The sequence below is a fragment of the Frigoribacterium sp. NPDC087798 genome (genome assembly GCF_044742985.1).
GTDB lineage: Bacteria > Actinomycetota > Actinomycetes > Actinomycetales > Microbacteriaceae > Frigoribacterium.
On the sequence record NZ_JBIUVP010000006.1, the window covers coordinates 1 to 16,559 of the forward strand.

Consider the following 16,559-nt stretch of genomic DNA (forward strand, 5'->3'; position numbering starts at 1 on the left):
CCAAGGTATGAGCTCGGCCCAAGTTCCAGCGCTGACGCCGTACGCGCATTTGCGTCCCGTGGCAGAACGGCGACATCAAGGGGTGATGCTGAGATGAGGTCGCTAAGTTCTGCCCACGCATTGTCCCCAGTGTTCCCCATGGTCATAGCTTGAGCCATAGCCAGGGTTTACCGGATGCAGACCCAGAAGATCTGCCCGGTAGGGGATCGTTAACCGGCGCAAGCCTGAACGCTCGTCTGGCACGAGTCGGACATTCATGCCTTTGATTTGCTGGCCCCGTTGATTGCCTCGTTCGCGCCGTTCGGTTCTTCTTGCCGTTCGAGTTGGGGTATCGCCGGGGCGTCGTGGTTCGGGCCACGACACCCCAGCGGGGCGAAGCAGCGTTGCTTCGCGGGGTCTTCACCTCGGCCGCAGCTAGGGACTGCGGGTGCGTCGTGCACGGGTGAAGACGACTAGAGGCGCCAATCCTCGATTCAAAAAGGGTTAAGCAGCAGGCGCGGCGGCAGCGCCCGGTATGTCGAGATGCGCGGCCCCCGCGGTGGCTCACGAGCTTGCGACGGTGCCTTCTACATTGCCTGTGACCCCTGGAATCGTGGTCGGCGAGTCGCAGGTCTCGCCGGGGAGCGGGACGGCGAGTTGCCGTTTGAGGTAGGAGACGAGTTCGTGGTGGGGGAGGCGTTGCAGCGAGATCGGGGCCGGGCGTGCTCCGGGCGGGTGGGGGTCAGGGGCGGTCACGGTCGGCGAGCAGGGGCTCCATGTCCACTTGCTCCGTGGCGGGCAGGGGCGGCCGGGTGGAGGGGGCGATCGGGGCGGTGAGAGCGATGTTCGGGTCAGGCAGTCGCATGGCGGGTGGTGTCCTCGAGGAAGAAGTCGGCGTAGGTGGGCCCCATCGGGACGGGGAAGAGGCGGCGGCGCTGCTCTCGGCGGGCATAGGTGACGATCAGTGCCGGCGGAACGTCGGGCAGCGAGTCGTACCTACGGGCCTGGTGACCGGGTGAGCGCCGCGGCTCGCGTGCGTGGTCGGCCACGAGGTGTGTCGTGATCACCAACGGCGAGACCACGGCAGGAGGCGGTGTCGGCCGAGTGGGCGCGGTCGACCCGAGGGGGTGGGCGGTGCGACGAGGGCTGCTTGCGCCTGGGGGAGGGTGTCGAACGTCCCGACCACGTCGCCGCGGGCGTTCGTGGTGATGAAGGTCCCGACGAGCTGTACGGCGCCGGCGATGTCCTCGCCGGTGCGGCTCGTCCACATGCCGGGGCCCGTCTCGTGCCAAGTCACCGGGGAGGTGCCGGTGCCGGCCGCCCTCGGGGGGAGTGTGGTCGTCACGCGGCGTCTCGCGCGCTGGCGTCGGTGCGGAGGCGGGCGGCTGCTGTGGCGAGGTCGCCGTAGTCGCCGAGGTACTGGCTGAAGCAGTCGCGTACGTAGAAGTGCTCGCCGTGGTGGTCGATGGTGCCGGCGAAGGCGCCGCCGGTACTGGCGACCCAGAAGCCGGGCTCGGCCTCGGTGAGGGTGGGCGCGGCAGGGCGGATCGTGGGTGCGGGCGCGAGCAGGGTCACGGGTGTCGTTCCTCATTCAAGTCGGGTGGGGAGCGCCCATGCTTCTCGTCGGGTCGAGGGGCAGCAGGAGCGCGTCACTACTAGGTCGCAACGAGTGTGCGATTCGTCACGCCGGGCGTGGACGAATTTCGGCCGAGTCGTGGTGGGGAGCGATTCGCCCCGCTCACGGACGCTTCTCTGCCGGCACGGGGAGCCGCGGACCGGGTAGAACTGACGGGTGTCCGATCAGCCGCGCCGTGTCGACCTCGCGGACGCCGACGACCACACCCTCGTCGAGCGTGCCGGGCACGGTGACGTCCGGGCGTTCGAGGTCCTGGTTCGTCGGTACGGGCCGTTGATGCGTTCCTACGCACGGCGGGTCCTCGGTCGTTCCGACGACGTCGACGACGTCGTCCAGGAGACCTTCGTCGCGGCGTGGAAGCAGCTGCCCTCGATCGAGGACCCCTCGAAGGTCAAGAGCTGGTTGATGCGCATCGTCAGCAGGCGGTGCGTGGACAGGATCAGGGCCAGGCGTGACCACGACGACATCGCCGACCACGACTCCGAGGGACCCGAGCACGAGACGCCGCACCGTGTCGTCGAGGCCCGGTCGCGGGAACACGCGCTGACCCTGGCGTTGGAGGCGATGCCCGCCCCTCAGCGGCGGGCGTGGATCCTGAAGGAGATGGTCGGGCAGTCCTACGACGAGATCGCGGACGACTTGGGTCTTCCCGTGTCCACGGTCCGGGGACTCCTCTCCCGGGCGCGCAAGAACATGATCAGCGAGATGGAGGGATGGCGATGACCACCGATCTTCCCGACGACCTCGAGGCCGCGGGTGTCAGCGGCGACGACGTCGAGACACTGTCGCTCGAGCCCGACCGGCTCGACGGGCACACCATCGACGAGCTCGCCGACTACCTCGATGCCGGGATGACCCCGGCGGACCCGACGATCGACGACTCACCGGCTTGCCAGAACGCCCTCGATGCCCTGACGAGGGTGCGCATGCTGTCCCACGGAGCGCTCGAGGCCGACGCGCTCGACGAGGACGCGCGCGAAGACGACTGGATCACCGAGATCATCACCAACATCAGCCTCGAAGCGCACGCCGGCCGGGACATCCCCCTCCCGCCGCTGAAGGAGACCGAGAACTCCGTCATCACCGAGGGAGCCGTCCGCAGCATCGTCCGCCGCGCCGGCGACACCGTCGACGGTGTCCTCATCGGGAGGTGCACGCTCGAGGGTGACGTCACCACACCCGGTGCCCCGGTCGTCGTCCGTGTGTGGGCACGCATCGTCCGTGACCACGGCGCGACGGTGGAGGCCGTGACGGACGCGGTGTGCTCGGCCGTCGAGGATGCGCTGCGGACGCACACGGAGATGAACGTCGAGAGCATCGACGTCACGATCCGCACGGACGGCGCAGCCCCCGTCCCGGAGGAAGAACGATGACCAGCCCCGATCTCGACGACGACGCACTTCCCACCCTCGCGCTCGAGCTCGAGGCACTCGTCGAGGGCATCCCCGGCGTGGCTCACATCTACCAGCCGCGGGCGACCCTGCCCGCTCTCCTGGCTGCCCGGCTGACGCCCGACCCGACGACACCGCCCCCGCCTCCTCGGGTCGAGATCGGCGACGACGGCGTCGTCGCCCTCACCATCGCCACCGATGCCGACAGCATCTCGCCCGACGTCGCCCACCGCGTCCACGACGCCCTCCTGGAGAGGCTGGGCCGAGCGGGCACGGCAGTCAGGCGGGTCGACGTCCGCATCGCCCGCGTGGACTGACCGAGGGCGGCGACCAAGGGGTCACCGCGCCTGCTCTCACCGTGCCGCCAGCTGACGACGGCCACGCACGGGCGTCCCGGACTGGGGGTACCACGCATGGTGCACCCGCATACAGTGGCCGAATGCCTGGGGGAGCATCCCCCCTGTACCCCTTCCGAACGGATGGCTCCCCCGTGTCTCTTGCACCTGCGCTGCCAGCCGTGACCCGACGATCAGGCGACGAACTCCTCGCCCTCGTCGGTGAAGGCAACGAGCGGGCCTTCGTTGTCTTCTACGACTGCACCGTGTCCCGGGTCCTCGGGCTCGTGCGCCGCATCCTGGTCGATCCGGCGCAGTCCGAAGAGGTCACCCAAGAGGTGTTCCTCGCCGCCTGGCAGGACGCGCCCCTGTTCGACCCCACCGAGGGCACGGCGGTGGGGTGGCTGCTGATCCGCGCGCGCCGCCGTGCGATCGACCGCGTGCGGTCTTCCCAGGCCGGACGGGACCGCGACGTCGCCGTGGGCATCCGCGACCATGAACCCAGCCGAGACGACGTCGCCGAAGAGGCCGAGATCTCGGTCGAACACCACCGGGTCACGAGGGCCATGCGAACCCTCACCGTTGCGCACCGCGAGGCCCTCGAGCTGACGTACTACGGCGGCTTCACCCGGTCCGAAGCAGCCGTTCGCGCCGGCGTCCCGATCGGGACGATGAAGACCCGCATCCGGGACGCGCTCGTCGCCCTCCGGAAGCACGTCGACGGATAGGGCCTTCGGGCCATCCGTCCGGGCCGACGCAGGGGCATCCGCCTCTCGACGAAGCACCTCGACAGGTCACCTCCTCAGCACGGGCGTTCTGCCCGCAGCAGCCCCCGTCCCGGAATCGTCCGTGGAGCTTGTCTTCCCCGCGCTGCCCGTCGACGCCCGTGTCACCCGATGACGGGGCGGTCTTCCGGGTAGTCGTAGAGCAGGGTGCGGCGTCGGACGGCGAGTGCCGACGCGAGGCCGATGGGTCCGACCCGGCCGGCGAACATGAGGGCGGCGAGGACGTACTTGCCGAACGGGTCGAGCTCCTGGCTGAGTCCGACGCTCAAGCCGCAGGTGGCGAAGGCGGAGATCACCTCGAAGAGGATGCGGTCGAGGGGTTCGTCGCTGACCGTCATGATGAGCGCGGTCGCGGCGAGGACGAGGGTCGCGCCGAGGAAGATGACGCTGATCGCGACGCGGAGAGCTGCCTCGGGGACGGTGCGGCGGAAGACGCGGACGTTCTTGTCGCCCTTGCCCTCGGCGGCGATCGCGAGGAACAGCAGCGCGATGGTCGTGACCTTGATGCCGCCCGCCGTGGAGGCGGACCCGCCGCCGACGAACATGAGGGCGTCGGTGGCCAGCAGGGTGATGGGGTGGGAGGCGCCGGTGTCGACGAGCGCGAAGCCGCCGCTGCGCATCATGGTCGAGGCGAAGAGCCCGTGGACCAGCTTCTCGCCCGCCGGGAGGTCGCCGATGGTCGCCGTGTTGCTCCACTCGAGGAGCGTCCACACCGCAGCTCCCACGATCAGGAGCCCGGTGGTGACCGTCACGGTCAGCTTCGTGTGGAGGTTCCAGCGTCGCAGGTGGGTCTTGTGGACCATGAACACCATGAAGACGGGGAAGCCCAGGCTGCCCACGAACACCCCGACCATGAGAGGGACGATGATGGCCGGGTCGGTGGCGAACTGTTCGAGGCCGTCGGCGTGGGTGACGAAGCCGGCGTTGTTGAAGGCCGAGACCGCGTAGAAGACACCGTGCCACGTGCCCGAGACGAACGACCCCTCCCGCACGATGAACGCGGGCACGAGCACGAGCGCGAGCGCCGCCTCCACGACGACCGTGGTGAGTACGACGATCTTGAGCAGGGACTGGACCTCGCCGAGCTTGCTGGTGCCGATGCCTTGCTGGGCCATGATCCGCCCGCGTACGCCGAGCTTGTGCGTGACGGCCCGCGACAACAGGAGCGCGATGGTCACGATGCCGAGGCCGCCGACCTGGACCCCGGCGAGGATGACGACCTGGCCGAAGAAGGACCAGTGGGTCGCCGTGTCGACGGTCACGAGCCCGGTGACGGTCATCGCGGACACCGCGGTGAAGACCGCGTCGTGCAGCGGGGTCCTCGTGCCGTCGGCCGTCGCGACGGGGAGTGCCAGCAGGGCGGAGAAGAGCAGGACGACACCGAGGAAGATCCCCAGCGCGACCAGTGCAGGCGAGCGGCGCAGGACACCCTGCGAGAAGGCAGCGATCCGGGCAGGAGCGGCGGTGCTCTTCGTCTGCGTCGTCACCGGCCCCACAGTAAGACACTTCGCCCGCCACCCCGCCACCCCGCCACCCCGCCACCCCGCCACCCCGCAATGCCGACCGGCGCCGAACGGAGGACGCGGAGAGGGCCCGCGAGGCCGACCGCGCTACGGTGTGTCCTCCGAGGTGCCGGCGACCTGCCGGGAAGAAGCCGCTCCGCGCGCCGTCACGCTCCGGTTCCGTGAGCCGTTCGTCGCAGCGTTCTTCCTCACCCCTCCGCCCCGAACAGCTCCTGGACTTCGACGAGGGTGTGACAGAGGCGCTGTTCGTCGGGCTGCGAGAGATCGGTCACCGCGTAGGCGTCCGTCACCCTCTGCACGAAGCCGACGAGGACGTCGATCCCGGTCGTGCCGTTCCGGTAGTCCAGGACGCGCCAGGTGCCTCGGCTATCGGGTCGAGCAAGATCATGGGCATGGCGCGGGCAAGGAGGCCGACGGCGTGCGGTGCTCGATCATCGTGGTCGCCTCTCGGATCTCGATGGCGCCCGGGCGCCACGAGAGTGGTGGGTGGGAGCGGCCTCGTGGGCGAGCCGATGTCGCACGTGGCCGGCGACGGAGTCGGCTCGTCCCGTGACGGCGACGAGCAGGACGAAGGCGACGAGGTGAGCGAAACCGCGGGTGGGGATCGGCATGGATCGTGTCTATGCCCGGGGCCGGATGTGCGGAGAGGGGTTGCCGAGAACTGCCGCTCAGACTTATGGGCGATCGTCGCGGTGCCGTCAGTGGAACGGACACCGGGATGGCGCACCGGCTGCGCGGACCCGGCCGCCGGACGACGGCTTCGTCGGCAGCCGTCGCCGGTCGACGTCGAGCCCGTCGTCGAGGATCGCCAGGCGAGCGTCGCTGAGCGCGGTGACGGCGGCGGCGAGGCCGGCGATGGCGAGCTTCTCGCCGGGGCATCGGTGTCCGCCCGCCGGGTCCCCGCCACCGTGAGGGATGAACGTCGAGATCGCCTCGTAGTCCTCGACGCCCACGAAACGTTCCGGATCGAACTCGGAGGCGCGGTTCCAGGAGGCGTCATCCGTGTCGGTGCCGAGGATGTCGAGCAGGACCCGCCCGCCGGCGGGGAGCTCCCGTCCGTCGATCTCGACGTCGTGGCGCGCCCAGCCGGGCAGCATCGGTACGAACGGCGCGGTCCGCCGGACCTCCTGCGCGAACGCGACGGCGAGCGGCCCACCGGTCGACGTTCTACGCTCGGTGGCTTCCTCGGCGATCCGCTCTCGCCACTCGGGGTGGTCGTGCAGTGCCTTCGCGGCGAACGCGACGAAGCGGGCCACCGCGATCATCGGGCGGATGCTGTTCTGCAGCTCGATCCCCGCCAGCTTCGCGGGCATCAGCTCGCCCTCGGGGTCCCGGTGCCGAGCCCACTCGTCGAGGGCCGTGCCTTCCCCGGGCTCGAGAGCGCCGGCGCGAACCGCCTCGACGAGGCGGCGAGCGTGCCGATCGGACCAGGCACGGTTCACCGCTGCCAGCAGGTACTCGGGGGAGTACGGCACACCGAAGCCGTCGACGATCTGCGCGAGGCGGGCCGACCAGCGGGTCCGCGCCTCCGGGGTTCCCGGCAGGCCCGCCCACCTCATGCTCGCGCGACCGAACGCCCCGACGGCCGCATCGTAGGCGGAGCGTCGACCCCCGGACAGCCAGGCATCGATCTCGTGCCGCCACTCCCGTTCGAGCAGGGGCGTCAGCCGGGCGACCTGGTCGTCCTCGTACGCGACGTCGAGGAACGTCGCTTTGCGGTGCCGGTGTTCCGCTCCGTCGAGGCTGTGCACGGACCCGGTGCCGAAGAGCGTCTGCTGGACGATCGCGGGCATGGCCCCGTGCCGAGCGATCCGCCGTTCGTCGTAGAAGAGCTCGACGGCCTCGGCGCCCCGGACCAGCAGCGCCTCCCGCCCGAGCAGGCGGAGAGGCACGGCCCGGGCGCCCGTCCGCGTTCGCTCCCAGAAGCGCGCAGCGAAACCGTAACCTCGGGTGAGCAGGGCGATCGAGTCGTCGCGAAGCGGGTTCGTCCTGGGTGTCGAGGGGAACATGCGGCCATCGTGCCAGCGCTCACGCATTCGCGACCAGGCGATCTCGCCGAGGTCACGGCCGTCCGCCGGGAGCGTCGTCGCCGCCGCGCCTCCCGCCCCGGTGGGCGTGTGGTGGGCGTGTGGTGTCCGTGAGGAAGACGGCGATCGCCGTAGGGAAGTCGTAAGGGCCCGCGATCGGCGATGCGGCGCGGTGTCTACTGACTCGCTGTGCCCACGACGGGCACCGGGCCGTCCGGCCCGTCGATCGTCCTCCTTGGAGTCGTAGTGCTCGACATCGTGTACGTGCTCGCCGTCATCGCTGTGTTCGCAGTGGTGTCCCTCGTGGCGAAGGGGGTCGAGAAGCTGTGATCGTGTTCAGCATCGGGGCCGCCGTCCTCGCCGTGGCCGCCCTGGCGTACCTCGTGTACGCCCTCGTGAAGCCCGAGCGCTTCTGATGGACGCGGTGTTCGGCATCCTCCAGATCCTCACGGTCGTCGTGGTCCTCGTCGTCGCGTACCGCCCCCTCGGCGACCACATGGCGAGGATCTTCACCACCGCGAGGGACGCCCGCGTCGAGCGCGGTTTCTACCGCCTCGTCGGCGTCGACCCGACGTCGGAACAGACCTGGCCGGCCTACCTCCGAGGCGTCCTGACGTTCTCGGTGGTCGGGGTCCTCCTCGTCTACGCGATCCAGCGCCTCCAGGCGTTCCTGCCCTACTCGCTCGGCTTCCCGGCCGTACCCGAGGGCCTGTCGTTCAACACCGCGGCCTCCTTCGTCACGAACACCAACTGGCAGTCGTACTCGCCCGACGTGACCCTCGGCTACGCCGTCCAGCTCGGCGGACTCGCCGTCCAGAACTTCGTCTCCGCGGCCGTCGGCATCGCCGTCGCCGTCGCCCTGATCCGCGGGCTCGCCCGGGCGAGGAGCGGCACGCTCGGCAACTTCTGGGTCGACCTGACCCGCTCGATCACGCGTCTCCTCCTGCCCCTGGCCTTCGTGTCGGCGATCGTCCTGGTCGCCGGCGGCGTGATCCAGGACTTCGCGGGATCCACCGACGTCACGACCCTCACCGGCGGCAGCGCGACGATCCCCGGCGGCCCCGCGGCCTCGCAGGAGGCGATCAAGCTGCTCGGCACGAACGGCGGCGGCTTCTTCAACGCCAACAGCTCGCACCCGTTCGAGAACCCGACCGCCTGGACGAGCGTGTTCCAGGTCGTGCTGATGCTCGTCATCCCGTTCTCGCTGCCTCGCACCTTCGGCCGCATGGTCGGCTCCACGAAGCAGGGCGTCGCGATCGCGGCGGTGATGACGACGATCTTCGCCGTCTCGCTCAGCGCCATGACGTGGTTCGAGCTGCGGGGCGCCGGCACGGCGACCCAATTCGCCGGCGGCGCGATGGAGGGCAAGGAGGCGCGGTTCGGCATCTGGGGATCGACCCTCTTCGGGACCACCTCCACGCTGACCTCGACGGGTGCCGTCAACTCGATGCACGACTCGTACACCGCGCTCGGCGGCATGATGGCGATGCTGAACATGATGCTCGGCGAGATCGCCCCCGGCGGCGTCGGCTCGGGCCTGTACGGCATGCTCGTGCTCGCCGTGATCACGGTGTTCATCGCCGGCCTGCTCGTCGGCCGCACCCCCGAGTACCTCGGCAAGAAGATCGGGCCGCGCGAGATCAAGCTCGCCAGCCTCTACATCCTCGTCACGCCGACCATCGTGCTCGCCTTCACGGCGCTGAGCTTCGTGATCCCCGCCGTGCGCGCCGACGTCGAGGGCACGTCGATCTGGAACCCGGGCCTGCACGGCTTCAGCGAGGTGCTCTACGCCTTCACCTCCGCCGCGAACAACAACGGTTCGGCGTTCGCGGGCCTGACGGCGAACACCCCGTGGTTCAACACCACCCTCGGCGTCGCGATGCTGCTCGGACGGTTCCTCCCGATCGTGCTCGTGCTCGCCCTCGCCGGCTCCTTCGCCGCACAGGACAGGGTCCCCGCCACCGCCGGGACCCTGCCCACCCACCGCCCGCAGTTCGTGGGCCTGCTCACCGGCGTCTCGGTGATCATCACCGCGCTGACCTACTTCCCCGTCCTCGCACTGGGACCGCTCGCCGAAGGGCTGAAGTGACCATGTCCATCTCCACCGACACCCCCACCACCGACCACGAACGCGAGGGCGACCAGGCCCCGACGAACCGAGGAGGCGCGTTCGGCGCCGCCCAACTCGTCGCGGCCCTGCCCGGCGCCTTCCGCAAACTCGACCCGCGCGAGATGTGGCACAACCCCGTCATGTTCATCGTCGAGGTCGGCGCCGCCTACACGACGGTCCTCGCGATCGCCGGTCTCTTCACCGGTCCCGAGACCTCGGGCGGCTCGCCCGTCCCCGGCTCCTTCACCTGGGCCATCGCCGTCTGGCTCTGGCTCACCGTCCTCTTCGCCAACCTCGCCGAGTCCGTCGCCGAGGGGCGCGGCAAGGCACAGGCCGAGACCCTCAAGGCGACCCGCACCAGCACCACCGCCCGGCGCGTGGTCTCGTACGACGCGACGTCCGACGCCGGTGCCGAGCGCGCCTCCTCGGAGTCGGTGTCCTCGGCCGACCTGACGCTCGGCGACACGGTCGTCGTGACCGCCGGCGAGCTGATCCCGGGTGACGGCGACATCGTCTGGGGCATCGCGAGCGTCGACGAGTCGGCCATCACGGGCGAGTCCGCCCCGGTGATCCGCGAGTCGGGCGGCGACCGCAGCGCGGTCACCGGCGGCACCCGCGTGCTGTCCGACCGGGTCGTCGTGCGCATCACGAGCAAGCCCGGCGAGACCTTCGTCGACCGCATGATCCGTCTCGTCGAGGGAGCCTCGCGTCAGAAGACGCCGAACGAGATCGCGCTGAACATCCTGCTCGCGAGCCTGTCCATCGTCTTCGTCGTCGTGACGCTGACGCTCAACCCCATCGCGGCCTACAGCGACGCGTCGGTGAGCATCCCCGTGCTCATCGCCCTGCTGGTCTGCCTCATCCCCACGACGATCGGTGCGCTGCTCAGCGCCATCGGCATCGCGGGCATGGACCGTCTCGTGCAGCGCAACGTGCTCGCGATGTCGGGCCGCGCGGTCGAGGCCGCGGGTGACGTCACGACGCTGCTGCTCGACAAGACCGGCACCATCACCTACGGCAACCGGCAGGCGGCCGAGTTCACCCCGCTCGACGGCATCGCCCGCGCCGAACTCGTCGACGCCGCCGCCCGGTCGTCGCTCAGCGACCCGACCCCCGAGGGCGGGTCGATCGTCGACCTCGCCCTCACGACGGGGTGGCACGACGCCGACGGTCGGCCGGGAGAGATCGTGCCCTTCACCGCCCAGACCCGCATGTCGGGCCTCGACCTGCCCGACGGCACGCAGATCCGCAAGGGCGCCGGCGCCTCCGTCATCGCCTGGGTCGAGGAGGACCGCCCTCTCGCCGGCACCGAGCACGACGAACTGCAGGCCCGCATCGACGAGATCTCGAACGCCGGAGGGACCCCCCTGGTCGTCGCGATCAAGAGCACGGCCTCGGACGCTCGCGTCCTCGGCGTCGTGTACCTCAAGGACGTCGTCAAGGCCGGCCTGCGCGAACGGTTCGCCGAGCTGCGCAGCATGGGCATCCGCACGGTCATGATCACCGGCGACAACCCCCTGACCGCCAAGGCGATCGCGGCCGAGGCCGGCGTCGACGACTACCTCGCCGAGGCCACCCCGGAGGACAAGCTCGCCCTCATCCGCCGGGAGCAAGAAGGAGGCGCGCTCGTCGCGATGACCGGCGACGGCACCAACGACGCCCCGGCCCTGGCCCAGGCCGACGTCGGCGTCGCGATGAACACCGGCACCTCGGCCGCCAAGGAGGCCGGCAACATGGTCGACCTCGACAGCGACCCGACGAAGCTGATCGACATCGTCCGCATCGGCAAGCAGTTGCTCATCACCCGGGGTGCCCTCACGACGTTCTCGATCGCCAACGACGTCGCGAAGTACTTCGCGATCATCCCGGCCATGTTCGCCGGGGTGTTCCCGGGCCTCGGGCTGCTGAACGTCATGCAGCTGTCCTCGCCGGCCTCGGCGATCCTGTCGGCGATCGTGTTCAACGCGCTCGTGATCGTCGTGCTCATCCCGCTCGCCCTGCGCGGCGTGGCGTACCGGGCGGCGTCGGCGTCGTCGATCCTGTCGCGCAACCTCCTCGTCTACGGACTCGGCGGCGTCGTCGCCCCGTTCGTCGGCATCAAGATCATCGACCTGATCGTCAGCCTGCTGCCCGGCTTCTGAGCCGGCGCAGACGACCAACGAGAGAGAGACCATGAACACCCGCACCCTGTTCCGCCAGTACGGCGTCGCCCTTCGCGCGATGCTCGTCTTCACCGCCGTCCTCGGCGTGGCCTACACGGCCGCCGTCACCGGGATCGGCCAGCTCGTCCCCGGCGGTGAGGCGGACGGTTCCGCCGTCCGGGTCGACGGGCGGACCGTCGGCTCGTCGCTCATCGGGCAGTCGTTCACCGACGCCGACGGGGTCGCCCTGCCCGAGTGGTTCCAGTCGAGGCCTTCCGCCGCCGGTGACGGCTACGACGCCTCCGCCTCGAGCGGCAGCAACTACGGGCCCGAGAACCCGGACCTCGTCGCCGCCGTCGAGGAGCGACGGGCGGCGATCGCCGAGAGCGACGGCGTCGCCCCGGAGGACGTCCCCGTCGACGCGCTCACCGCCTCCGCGTCCGGGCTCGACCCGCACATCAGCCCCGAGTACGCGCGCATCCAGGTCGATCGGGTCGCCGCGGCACGGGACCTGCCGGTCGCGGACGTCGAGGCGCTCGTCGAGGAGCACACCCAGGGCCGGGACCTCGGCTACCTGGGCGAGCCCACCGTGAACGTGCTCGAGCTCAACGCGGCCCTGGCCGAGACGGGACGCTGAGGCCGGCGCGTCGCGACCTCGAGGTCAGTCGTAGACGCGGCCCAGCACCCACCCGCCGTCGATGCCGAGGACGACCTCGAACATGTGGGTCGTGTCGTCGTCGTCGGTGGCCTGGAAACGCCAGCCGACGAAGCGACGGGGCGGGTGCGTGATGAAGGGGGGCGTCACAGCCGGCTCGACCCGCAGCTCGGTCGGGGTGTCGCTCACCCGCCACCGTCGGCAGGACCAGACCAGCCGCGCCGGCAGGTCGCGCTCGAACCACAGCGCGACGGGCTCGTGGGTGGTCTGGGTGCTCATGTCGTCCTCCTGCACGTTCGAACGTGTGTTCGAACGGATCGAGTGTAGGTCAGGCCGGGAGGGCGAGCAACCAGATCACGATCGTCTTCCCGGACAGGGGGTCGAGCGGGGTGCCCGGGGCTGGATATGATCCGGCGTGACCCGGTGATCCGACCGCCCGGTCCACGAAGGGGACGACCGTGAGCACACCGATCGAGCCGGGCGCACCCGAGCAGCGACCGCAGGGATGGCAGCAGCCCGAGCAGCCGCAGCAGCAGCAGCCGCAGCAGCAGCAGCCCCAGCCCCAGCCGCAGGCCCAGGCCCCCTGGCAGGCGTGGCCGACGCAGGACCCCTACGCCGCGCCTCCTGCGTTCCTCCCCGCCCTGCCGTCGCAGCCGTCGAGGACCCCCTGGGTCCTCGCGATCGTCGGTGCGGCGGTCGTCGCCCTGATCGTCGGCGGCGGGGCCGGCCTACTCGGCGGGATGTCGCTCGCCGGCGGGTCGGCGGGCTACGGCTACGACGACGGTTCGTCGTACGCCGACGAGGACCCCACCACGTACTTCGGCTCGGACGCGGTCTACGGCGACTACCTCTACCCCCTCGACTTCTCGGGCGTGACCAGCGTCGACGGGCTCGACGTCGGCACCTGCTTCACCGTCGGCGACCTTGGTCGCGAGGGCACCGGCGACGTCGAGACCGCCTCGTGCGACGAGGCCCACGACGAAGAGGCCTACCTGGTGGACGAGCTGGACGGCGGGGCGTTCCCCGGCGGCTACGAGGTCCTGGACGAGGCGGCCGACCTCTGCGACGCGGCCTTCAGCGACTACGTCGGGGCCTCGTACGACGAGTCCCTCGCCGACTACGGCGTGCTCGCCCCCACCGAGAAGGGCTGGGACGACGGCGAGCGCTCGGTCGTCTGCTACGCGTACACGTACGGCACGACCCGCGTCGGCAGCCTGGCGGACTCGGGCGTCTAGGCCGGGACTCCCGGCCCGGCCTCGGTCTCGTGCCGCGCCTCGGCGGCGGTGACGCCCCCGAGCGACCTCACCACGGCCGGCGCGATCGCCTGCCCCCAGCGCCGGTGCATGGTGGCCCACGACAGCAGCTCCTGGTGGTACATCCCCTCGGACCGCCACTCGGGGAACGGCACCCACGATGCGCCGGGCGTGGTCAGGGCGACCCGGGCCGTCAGCGCGTTCAGCCGTTCGATCTGACGGGTCAGCAGTCGCTTGGCCACCGGGGGGATCGGCCGGAACTCGGCCATCGGCGGGATGCCGACGTAGACCATGCGGCAGTCGGGGCCGGCCGTCTCGCGCACCCGGTCGGCGAGACGGCGGAGGTCGGCCTCCCAGGAGGCGCCCCCGGTCGCCAGCAGGACGTCACAGATGCCGAGCAGCACCACCGCCGCCTCTGCGGGCTCGGTCGGCAGCTCGACGCGGGCGGCCTCGGCGGCGGTGAGCACGGGTGCCGAGACCTCGCGCCAGGTGACGCCGCGGCCCCGGGCCGAGCCGACGAGGCGGGCGGTCTGGCTGGCGCAGGTCAGGTCGTGAGCGAGCACGCCGAAGCCCTCGACGGCGATGCTGCCGACGAAGAGCAGGTGCACGGGGTCCGGGCCGTCGACGGTCATGCGGCGGGCGTCGCGGGGGTAGGGCGCCCGCGCCACCTCGCGCCGGTACAGCGCGAGGTGCAGGCGGAAGAGGGGTTGGGAGGCGCGCAGGACGGCCGCGATCAGGCGGCCGTGCGGGCGGGGGGTCGGGGTCTCGACCAGGGGCATGTGCGTTCGCAATCCGTGCAGTGCAGGAGGCGCGGCCTCCGCCGGTCTCGTCCCGAGACCGAGGTCAGTCTGCCGGTCCCCCGAAATGAGGACATTCCCCTTTCGGGGGTGGGTGGCGCAGAAGGCCGCAGAATCAGGCCTCGGAGCCGGCTTGGTCGACGACGGAGAGGGGGCGCTGTCCGCAATGCGAACAGCCCGGTCGAGTAGTTAGAGGGACTAGCTATCCCGTGGTTTCATTCCTGTGCACCGACTTCACGGGCGGTGCGGGATGCGACCGGGTCGCGCCCCCTCCGGCAACAGCATCACGGGCAGGCAGCACAGGGCTGCCGAGATCGGACACACCATGACACTCCTCACGCCGTCGCGTCGCCGCATCGACGCGGACCACAGCCCCTTCTCCGAGGTCCGCGAGACCGAACGCCAGGCGACCCTCTTCGTCATCGCCACGGCAGCCGTCGGCGCCAGCGCGAGCCTCGTCGCCGCGCTCTTCCTCAGCAACGGGCTCTTCCTGTGAACGACGACCTCGTCTACGTCGAACTGGCCCCCACCGAGCCCCTCGACCTGTCGATGCTCTTCGAGGCCGAGGCGGCCTGACCCCTCGAGGCGGCCTAACCCCTCGAGGCGGCCCGAGCCGTCCAGGCGGCCCGCCTCGGCCGGTCGGCCACCGCGGGACGTGACGTCCATGCGCTTCCGAGCCGGCGCCTCCTACCCTTGACGCCATGCAGACCCTCGACCCGGCCCGCGCCGATCCGGCCTCACGGCTCGACAGTCGGTACGGCCGGCGGCCGGGCCGAACCCGTCGATCGCGACTGATCGCTCTCGTCGCGGGTGCCGTCGTGGCCGTCGTGGTGGCGGCCTGGGTCGTGCTCGTCGCGTTCGACGGCGACTCGGCCGAGCTCGAGGTGAGCCACTACGGCTTCACCGTCGCGGGCGACGACGCCGTCCAGGTGCAGTACACGATCAACGTCGCGGGCGGCACGGACGTCGGCTGCGCGGTGCAGGCGCTGAACGAGAACCGCGCGGTGGTCGGGTGGAAGGTCGTCGACCTGCCCGCGGTCGACACGTTCACGCAGACCTACACGACCTCGCTCGTGACCAGCGAGCGAGCCGTGACCGGTTCGGCCTACCGCTGCTGGGTGCTCTGACCGGCACCTCCACGAACGACGCGACCCGCGCCTCCTGCAGGAGGCGCGGGTCGCGTTCGTCGGGCGGCGTCACCGCCCGGCCGGGTCAGGAGGCCTGCGGCACCCGGTTCGCCTTCGCCAGGTTGGCGACGAGCTCGTCCTTCGTCTGACGGACGACGTAGGCCGGGCGGTCGCGCTCGACGCGCCAGCTCTCGGACAACGGGCTGACGTCGACGGTGTCGAAGCCGAGCTCGTCGTAGAGGTCGGTCATCAGCGCGACGGCCTCGGGGGAGTCGCTCGACGTGGCCAGCGCGCGGCGGTCGGGGGTGCCGGCCGGGGCGGTGTCGGTCGTGATGTCGTCGGCCGGGATGTGGTTGAAGCCCTTGACGACCGTGCTGGTGGGCAGGTGGCGCTGCAGCATCTCGGCGGTCGTGTCGGTGCCCTCGTCGAGCGCGGTGATGTGGCCGTCGCGCTCGAAGTAGTAGTTGTTCGTGTCGATCACGGTCTTGCCCGCGAGCGGCTCGACGGGCACCTGGTCGACGTTCTTGAGGGGGACGGTGACGACGACGACGTCGCCCGCTTCGCCGGCCTCGGTCGCCGTGGCGGCCCGGGCCTTGGGGCCGAGGTCGGCCACGAGGTCGGCCAGGGTCTCGGGGCCGCGCGAGTTGCTGATCACGACGTCGTGGCCGTGGGCGATGACCGCCCGGGCGACCTGGCTGCCGATGTTGCCTGCTCCGATGATTCCGTAGGTTGTCATGCGCAACGCAACCGATGGCCCGCCCGATGCCTTCCCGACGACGGCGTTCTCCCAGGGCATCGCA

General features: G+C 70.7%; 20 protein-coding genes. 12 read left to right on the forward strand and 8 right to left on the reverse strand.

The genetic code is table 11. The features are described from left to right. Positions 1 to 830: 830 nt before the first annotated feature. The 3 genes from ACIOSR_RS13780 to ACIOSR_RS13790 are packed head-to-tail and all read right to left on the reverse strand — an operon-like array spanning position 831 to position 1,554. On the reverse strand, positions 831 to 1,028 hold the full coding sequence (locus ACIOSR_RS13780; protein WP_159825896.1) for a hypothetical protein: 198 nt from the start codon (positions 1,026 to 1,028) through the stop codon (positions 831 to 833). A gap of 14 nt (positions 1,029 to 1,042) precedes the next feature. Further along, a complete protein-coding gene (locus ACIOSR_RS13785; RefSeq protein WP_402752906.1) occupies positions 1,043 to 1,324 on the reverse strand; it encodes a hypothetical protein in 282 nt (93 codons plus the stop codon). After that, complete coding sequence (locus ACIOSR_RS13790) at positions 1,321 to 1,554, reverse strand: hypothetical protein (protein ID WP_402752907.1); 234 nt, start codon at positions 1,552 to 1,554, stop codon at positions 1,321 to 1,323. The genes ACIOSR_RS13785 and ACIOSR_RS13790 overlap by 4 nt, the downstream gene beginning before the upstream one ends. Positions 1,555 to 1,771: 217 nt before the next feature. Here ACIOSR_RS13790 and ACIOSR_RS13795 point away from each other — a divergent pair, with 217 nt between their 5' ends. The 4 genes from ACIOSR_RS13795 (at position 1,772) to ACIOSR_RS13810 (ending at position 4,069) form a co-directional block, all read left to right on the forward strand. Next, entirely contained in the window at positions 1,772 to 2,338 is a 567-nt protein-coding gene (locus ACIOSR_RS13795; RefSeq protein WP_200413015.1) for an RNA polymerase sigma factor, read from the forward strand. Further along, the gene (locus ACIOSR_RS13800; RefSeq protein WP_402752908.1) at positions 2,335 to 2,988 is read left to right on the forward strand and encodes a hypothetical protein; all 654 of its coding nucleotides are present in this window, start codon (positions 2,335 to 2,337) and stop codon (positions 2,986 to 2,988) included. The genes ACIOSR_RS13795 and ACIOSR_RS13800 overlap by 4 nt, the downstream gene beginning before the upstream one ends. Then, positions 2,985 to 3,323 (forward strand): hypothetical protein, encoded by a 339-nt coding sequence (locus ACIOSR_RS13805; protein WP_402752909.1) that lies wholly within the window; start codon positions 2,985 to 2,987, stop codon positions 3,321 to 3,323. The genes ACIOSR_RS13800 and ACIOSR_RS13805 overlap by 4 nt, the downstream gene beginning before the upstream one ends. A 200-nt stretch (positions 3,324 to 3,523) precedes the next feature. Next, complete coding sequence (locus ACIOSR_RS13810; protein WP_402752910.1) at positions 3,524 to 4,069, forward strand: sigma-70 family RNA polymerase sigma factor; 546 nt, start codon at positions 3,524 to 3,526, stop codon at positions 4,067 to 4,069. A gap of 161 nt (positions 4,070 to 4,230) precedes the next feature. Here ACIOSR_RS13810 and ACIOSR_RS13815 read toward each other — a convergent pair whose 3' ends face one another. Next, entirely contained in the window at positions 4,231 to 5,613 is a 1,383-nt protein-coding gene (locus ACIOSR_RS13815; protein ID WP_402752911.1) for a TrkH family potassium uptake protein, read from the reverse strand. Between the two features lie 734 nt (positions 5,614 to 6,347). Continuing rightward, positions 6,348 to 7,658 carry a cytochrome P450 gene (locus ACIOSR_RS13820; protein WP_402752912.1) on the reverse strand — a complete coding sequence of 437 codons (1,311 nt, stop codon included), beginning with the start codon at positions 7,656 to 7,658 and terminating at the stop codon, positions 6,348 to 6,350. Positions 7,659 to 7,865: 207 nt separating this feature from the next. On the opposite strand from ACIOSR_RS13820, the gene ACIOSR_RS13825 reads away from it, so the two are divergent. From ACIOSR_RS13825 to kdpC, 5 genes are read left to right on the forward strand one after another with little or no spacing between them, the layout of a single operon-like run. Then, positions 7,866 to 8,006, forward strand: coding sequence for a hypothetical protein (locus ACIOSR_RS13825; RefSeq protein ID WP_156155567.1), 141 nt, complete (start codon positions 7,866 to 7,868; stop codon positions 8,004 to 8,006). Then, positions 8,003 to 8,092, forward strand: a complete 90-nt coding sequence (gene kdpF, locus ACIOSR_RS13830) for a K(+)-transporting ATPase subunit F (RefSeq protein ID WP_071257733.1) — start codon at positions 8,003 to 8,005, stop codon at positions 8,090 to 8,092. Before ACIOSR_RS13825 ends, kdpF begins: the two co-directional genes overlap by 4 nt. Then, on the forward strand, positions 8,092 to 9,765 hold the full coding sequence (kdpA, locus tag ACIOSR_RS13835) for a potassium-transporting ATPase subunit KdpA (RefSeq protein ID WP_402752913.1): 1,674 nt from the start codon (positions 8,092 to 8,094) through the stop codon (positions 9,763 to 9,765). Before kdpF ends, kdpA begins: the two co-directional genes overlap by 1 nt. Positions 9,766 to 9,767: 2 nt before the next feature. Continuing rightward, positions 9,768 to 11,927, forward strand: coding sequence for a potassium-transporting ATPase subunit KdpB (kdpB, locus tag ACIOSR_RS13840; protein ID WP_402752914.1), 2,160 nt, complete (start codon positions 9,768 to 9,770; stop codon positions 11,925 to 11,927). A 31-nt stretch (positions 11,928 to 11,958) separates the two neighbouring features. Continuing rightward, on the forward strand, positions 11,959 to 12,564 hold the full coding sequence (gene kdpC, locus ACIOSR_RS13845; protein ID WP_402752915.1) for a potassium-transporting ATPase subunit KdpC: 606 nt from the start codon (positions 11,959 to 11,961) through the stop codon (positions 12,562 to 12,564). A gap of 24 nt (positions 12,565 to 12,588) precedes the next feature. On the opposite strand, the gene ACIOSR_RS13850 is transcribed toward kdpC, so the two are convergent. After that, positions 12,589 to 12,861 (reverse strand): hypothetical protein, encoded by a 273-nt coding sequence (locus ACIOSR_RS13850; protein ID WP_402752916.1) that lies wholly within the window; start codon positions 12,859 to 12,861, stop codon positions 12,589 to 12,591. A 179-nt stretch (positions 12,862 to 13,040) separates the two neighbouring features. Here ACIOSR_RS13850 and ACIOSR_RS13855 point away from each other — a divergent pair, with 179 nt between their 5' ends. Next, a complete protein-coding gene (locus tag ACIOSR_RS13855; RefSeq protein ID WP_402752917.1) occupies positions 13,041 to 13,817 on the forward strand; it encodes a septum formation family protein in 777 nt (258 codons plus the stop codon). Here the strand turns inward: ACIOSR_RS13855 and ACIOSR_RS13860 are convergent. Continuing rightward, positions 13,814 to 14,614 (reverse strand): hypothetical protein, encoded by an 801-nt coding sequence (locus ACIOSR_RS13860; protein WP_402752918.1) that lies wholly within the window; start codon positions 14,612 to 14,614, stop codon positions 13,814 to 13,816. The two genes, ACIOSR_RS13855 and ACIOSR_RS13860, sit on opposite strands and share 4 nt — an antisense overlap. Before the next feature lie 343 nt (positions 14,615 to 14,957). On the opposite strand from ACIOSR_RS13860, the gene ACIOSR_RS13865 reads away from it, so the two are divergent. Continuing rightward, positions 14,958 to 15,128, forward strand: coding sequence for a hypothetical protein (locus ACIOSR_RS13865; RefSeq protein ID WP_173154500.1), 171 nt, complete (start codon positions 14,958 to 14,960; stop codon positions 15,126 to 15,128). A 205-nt stretch (positions 15,129 to 15,333) separates the two neighbouring features. After that, a complete protein-coding gene (locus ACIOSR_RS13870) occupies positions 15,334 to 15,759 on the forward strand; it encodes a DUF4307 domain-containing protein (RefSeq protein WP_056049814.1) in 426 nt (141 codons plus the stop codon). An 85-nt stretch (positions 15,760 to 15,844) separates the two neighbouring features. Here ACIOSR_RS13870 and ACIOSR_RS13875 read toward each other — a convergent pair whose 3' ends face one another. Beyond that, complete coding sequence (locus ACIOSR_RS13875) at positions 15,845 to 16,555, reverse strand: NADPH-dependent F420 reductase (RefSeq protein ID WP_256415794.1); 711 nt, start codon at positions 16,553 to 16,555, stop codon at positions 15,845 to 15,847. Positions 16,556 to 16,559 lie beyond the last annotated feature (4 nt).

Bases quoted from the DNA above. Each gene is read 5' to 3' on its own strand.
- ACIOSR_RS13820 (WP_402752912.1), bottom strand. From the start codon at position 7,658: ATGTTCCCCTCGACACCCAGGACGAACCCGCTTCGCGACGACTCGATC.
- kdpC (WP_402752915.1), top strand. From the start codon at position 11,959: ATGAACACCCGCACCCTGTTCCGCCAGTACGGCGTCGCCCTTCGCGCG.
- ACIOSR_RS13805 (WP_402752909.1), top strand. From the start codon at position 2,985: ATGACCAGCCCCGATCTCGACGACGACGCACTTCCCACCCTCGCGCTC.
- kdpB (WP_402752914.1), top strand. From the start codon at position 9,768: ATGTCCATCTCCACCGACACCCCCACCACCGACCACGAACGCGAGGGC.
- ACIOSR_RS13800 (WP_402752908.1), top strand. From the start codon at position 2,335: ATGACCACCGATCTTCCCGACGACCTCGAGGCCGCGGGTGTCAGCGGC.
- ACIOSR_RS13875 (WP_256415794.1), bottom strand. From the start codon at position 16,555: ATGCCCTGGGAGAACGCCGTCGTCGGGAAGGCATCGGGCGGGCCATCG.
- kdpA (WP_402752913.1), top strand. From the start codon at position 8,092: ATGGACGCGGTGTTCGGCATCCTCCAGATCCTCACGGTCGTCGTGGTC.
- ACIOSR_RS13860 (WP_402752918.1), bottom strand. From the start codon at position 14,614: ATGCCCCTGGTCGAGACCCCGACCCCCCGCCCGCACGGCCGCCTGATC.
- ACIOSR_RS13870 (WP_056049814.1), top strand. From the start codon at position 15,334: ATGCAGACCCTCGACCCGGCCCGCGCCGATCCGGCCTCACGGCTCGAC.
- ACIOSR_RS13865 (WP_173154500.1), top strand. From the start codon at position 14,958: ATGACACTCCTCACGCCGTCGCGTCGCCGCATCGACGCGGACCACAGC.
- ACIOSR_RS13850 (WP_402752916.1), bottom strand. From the start codon at position 12,861: ATGAGCACCCAGACCACCCACGAGCCCGTCGCGCTGTGGTTCGAGCGC.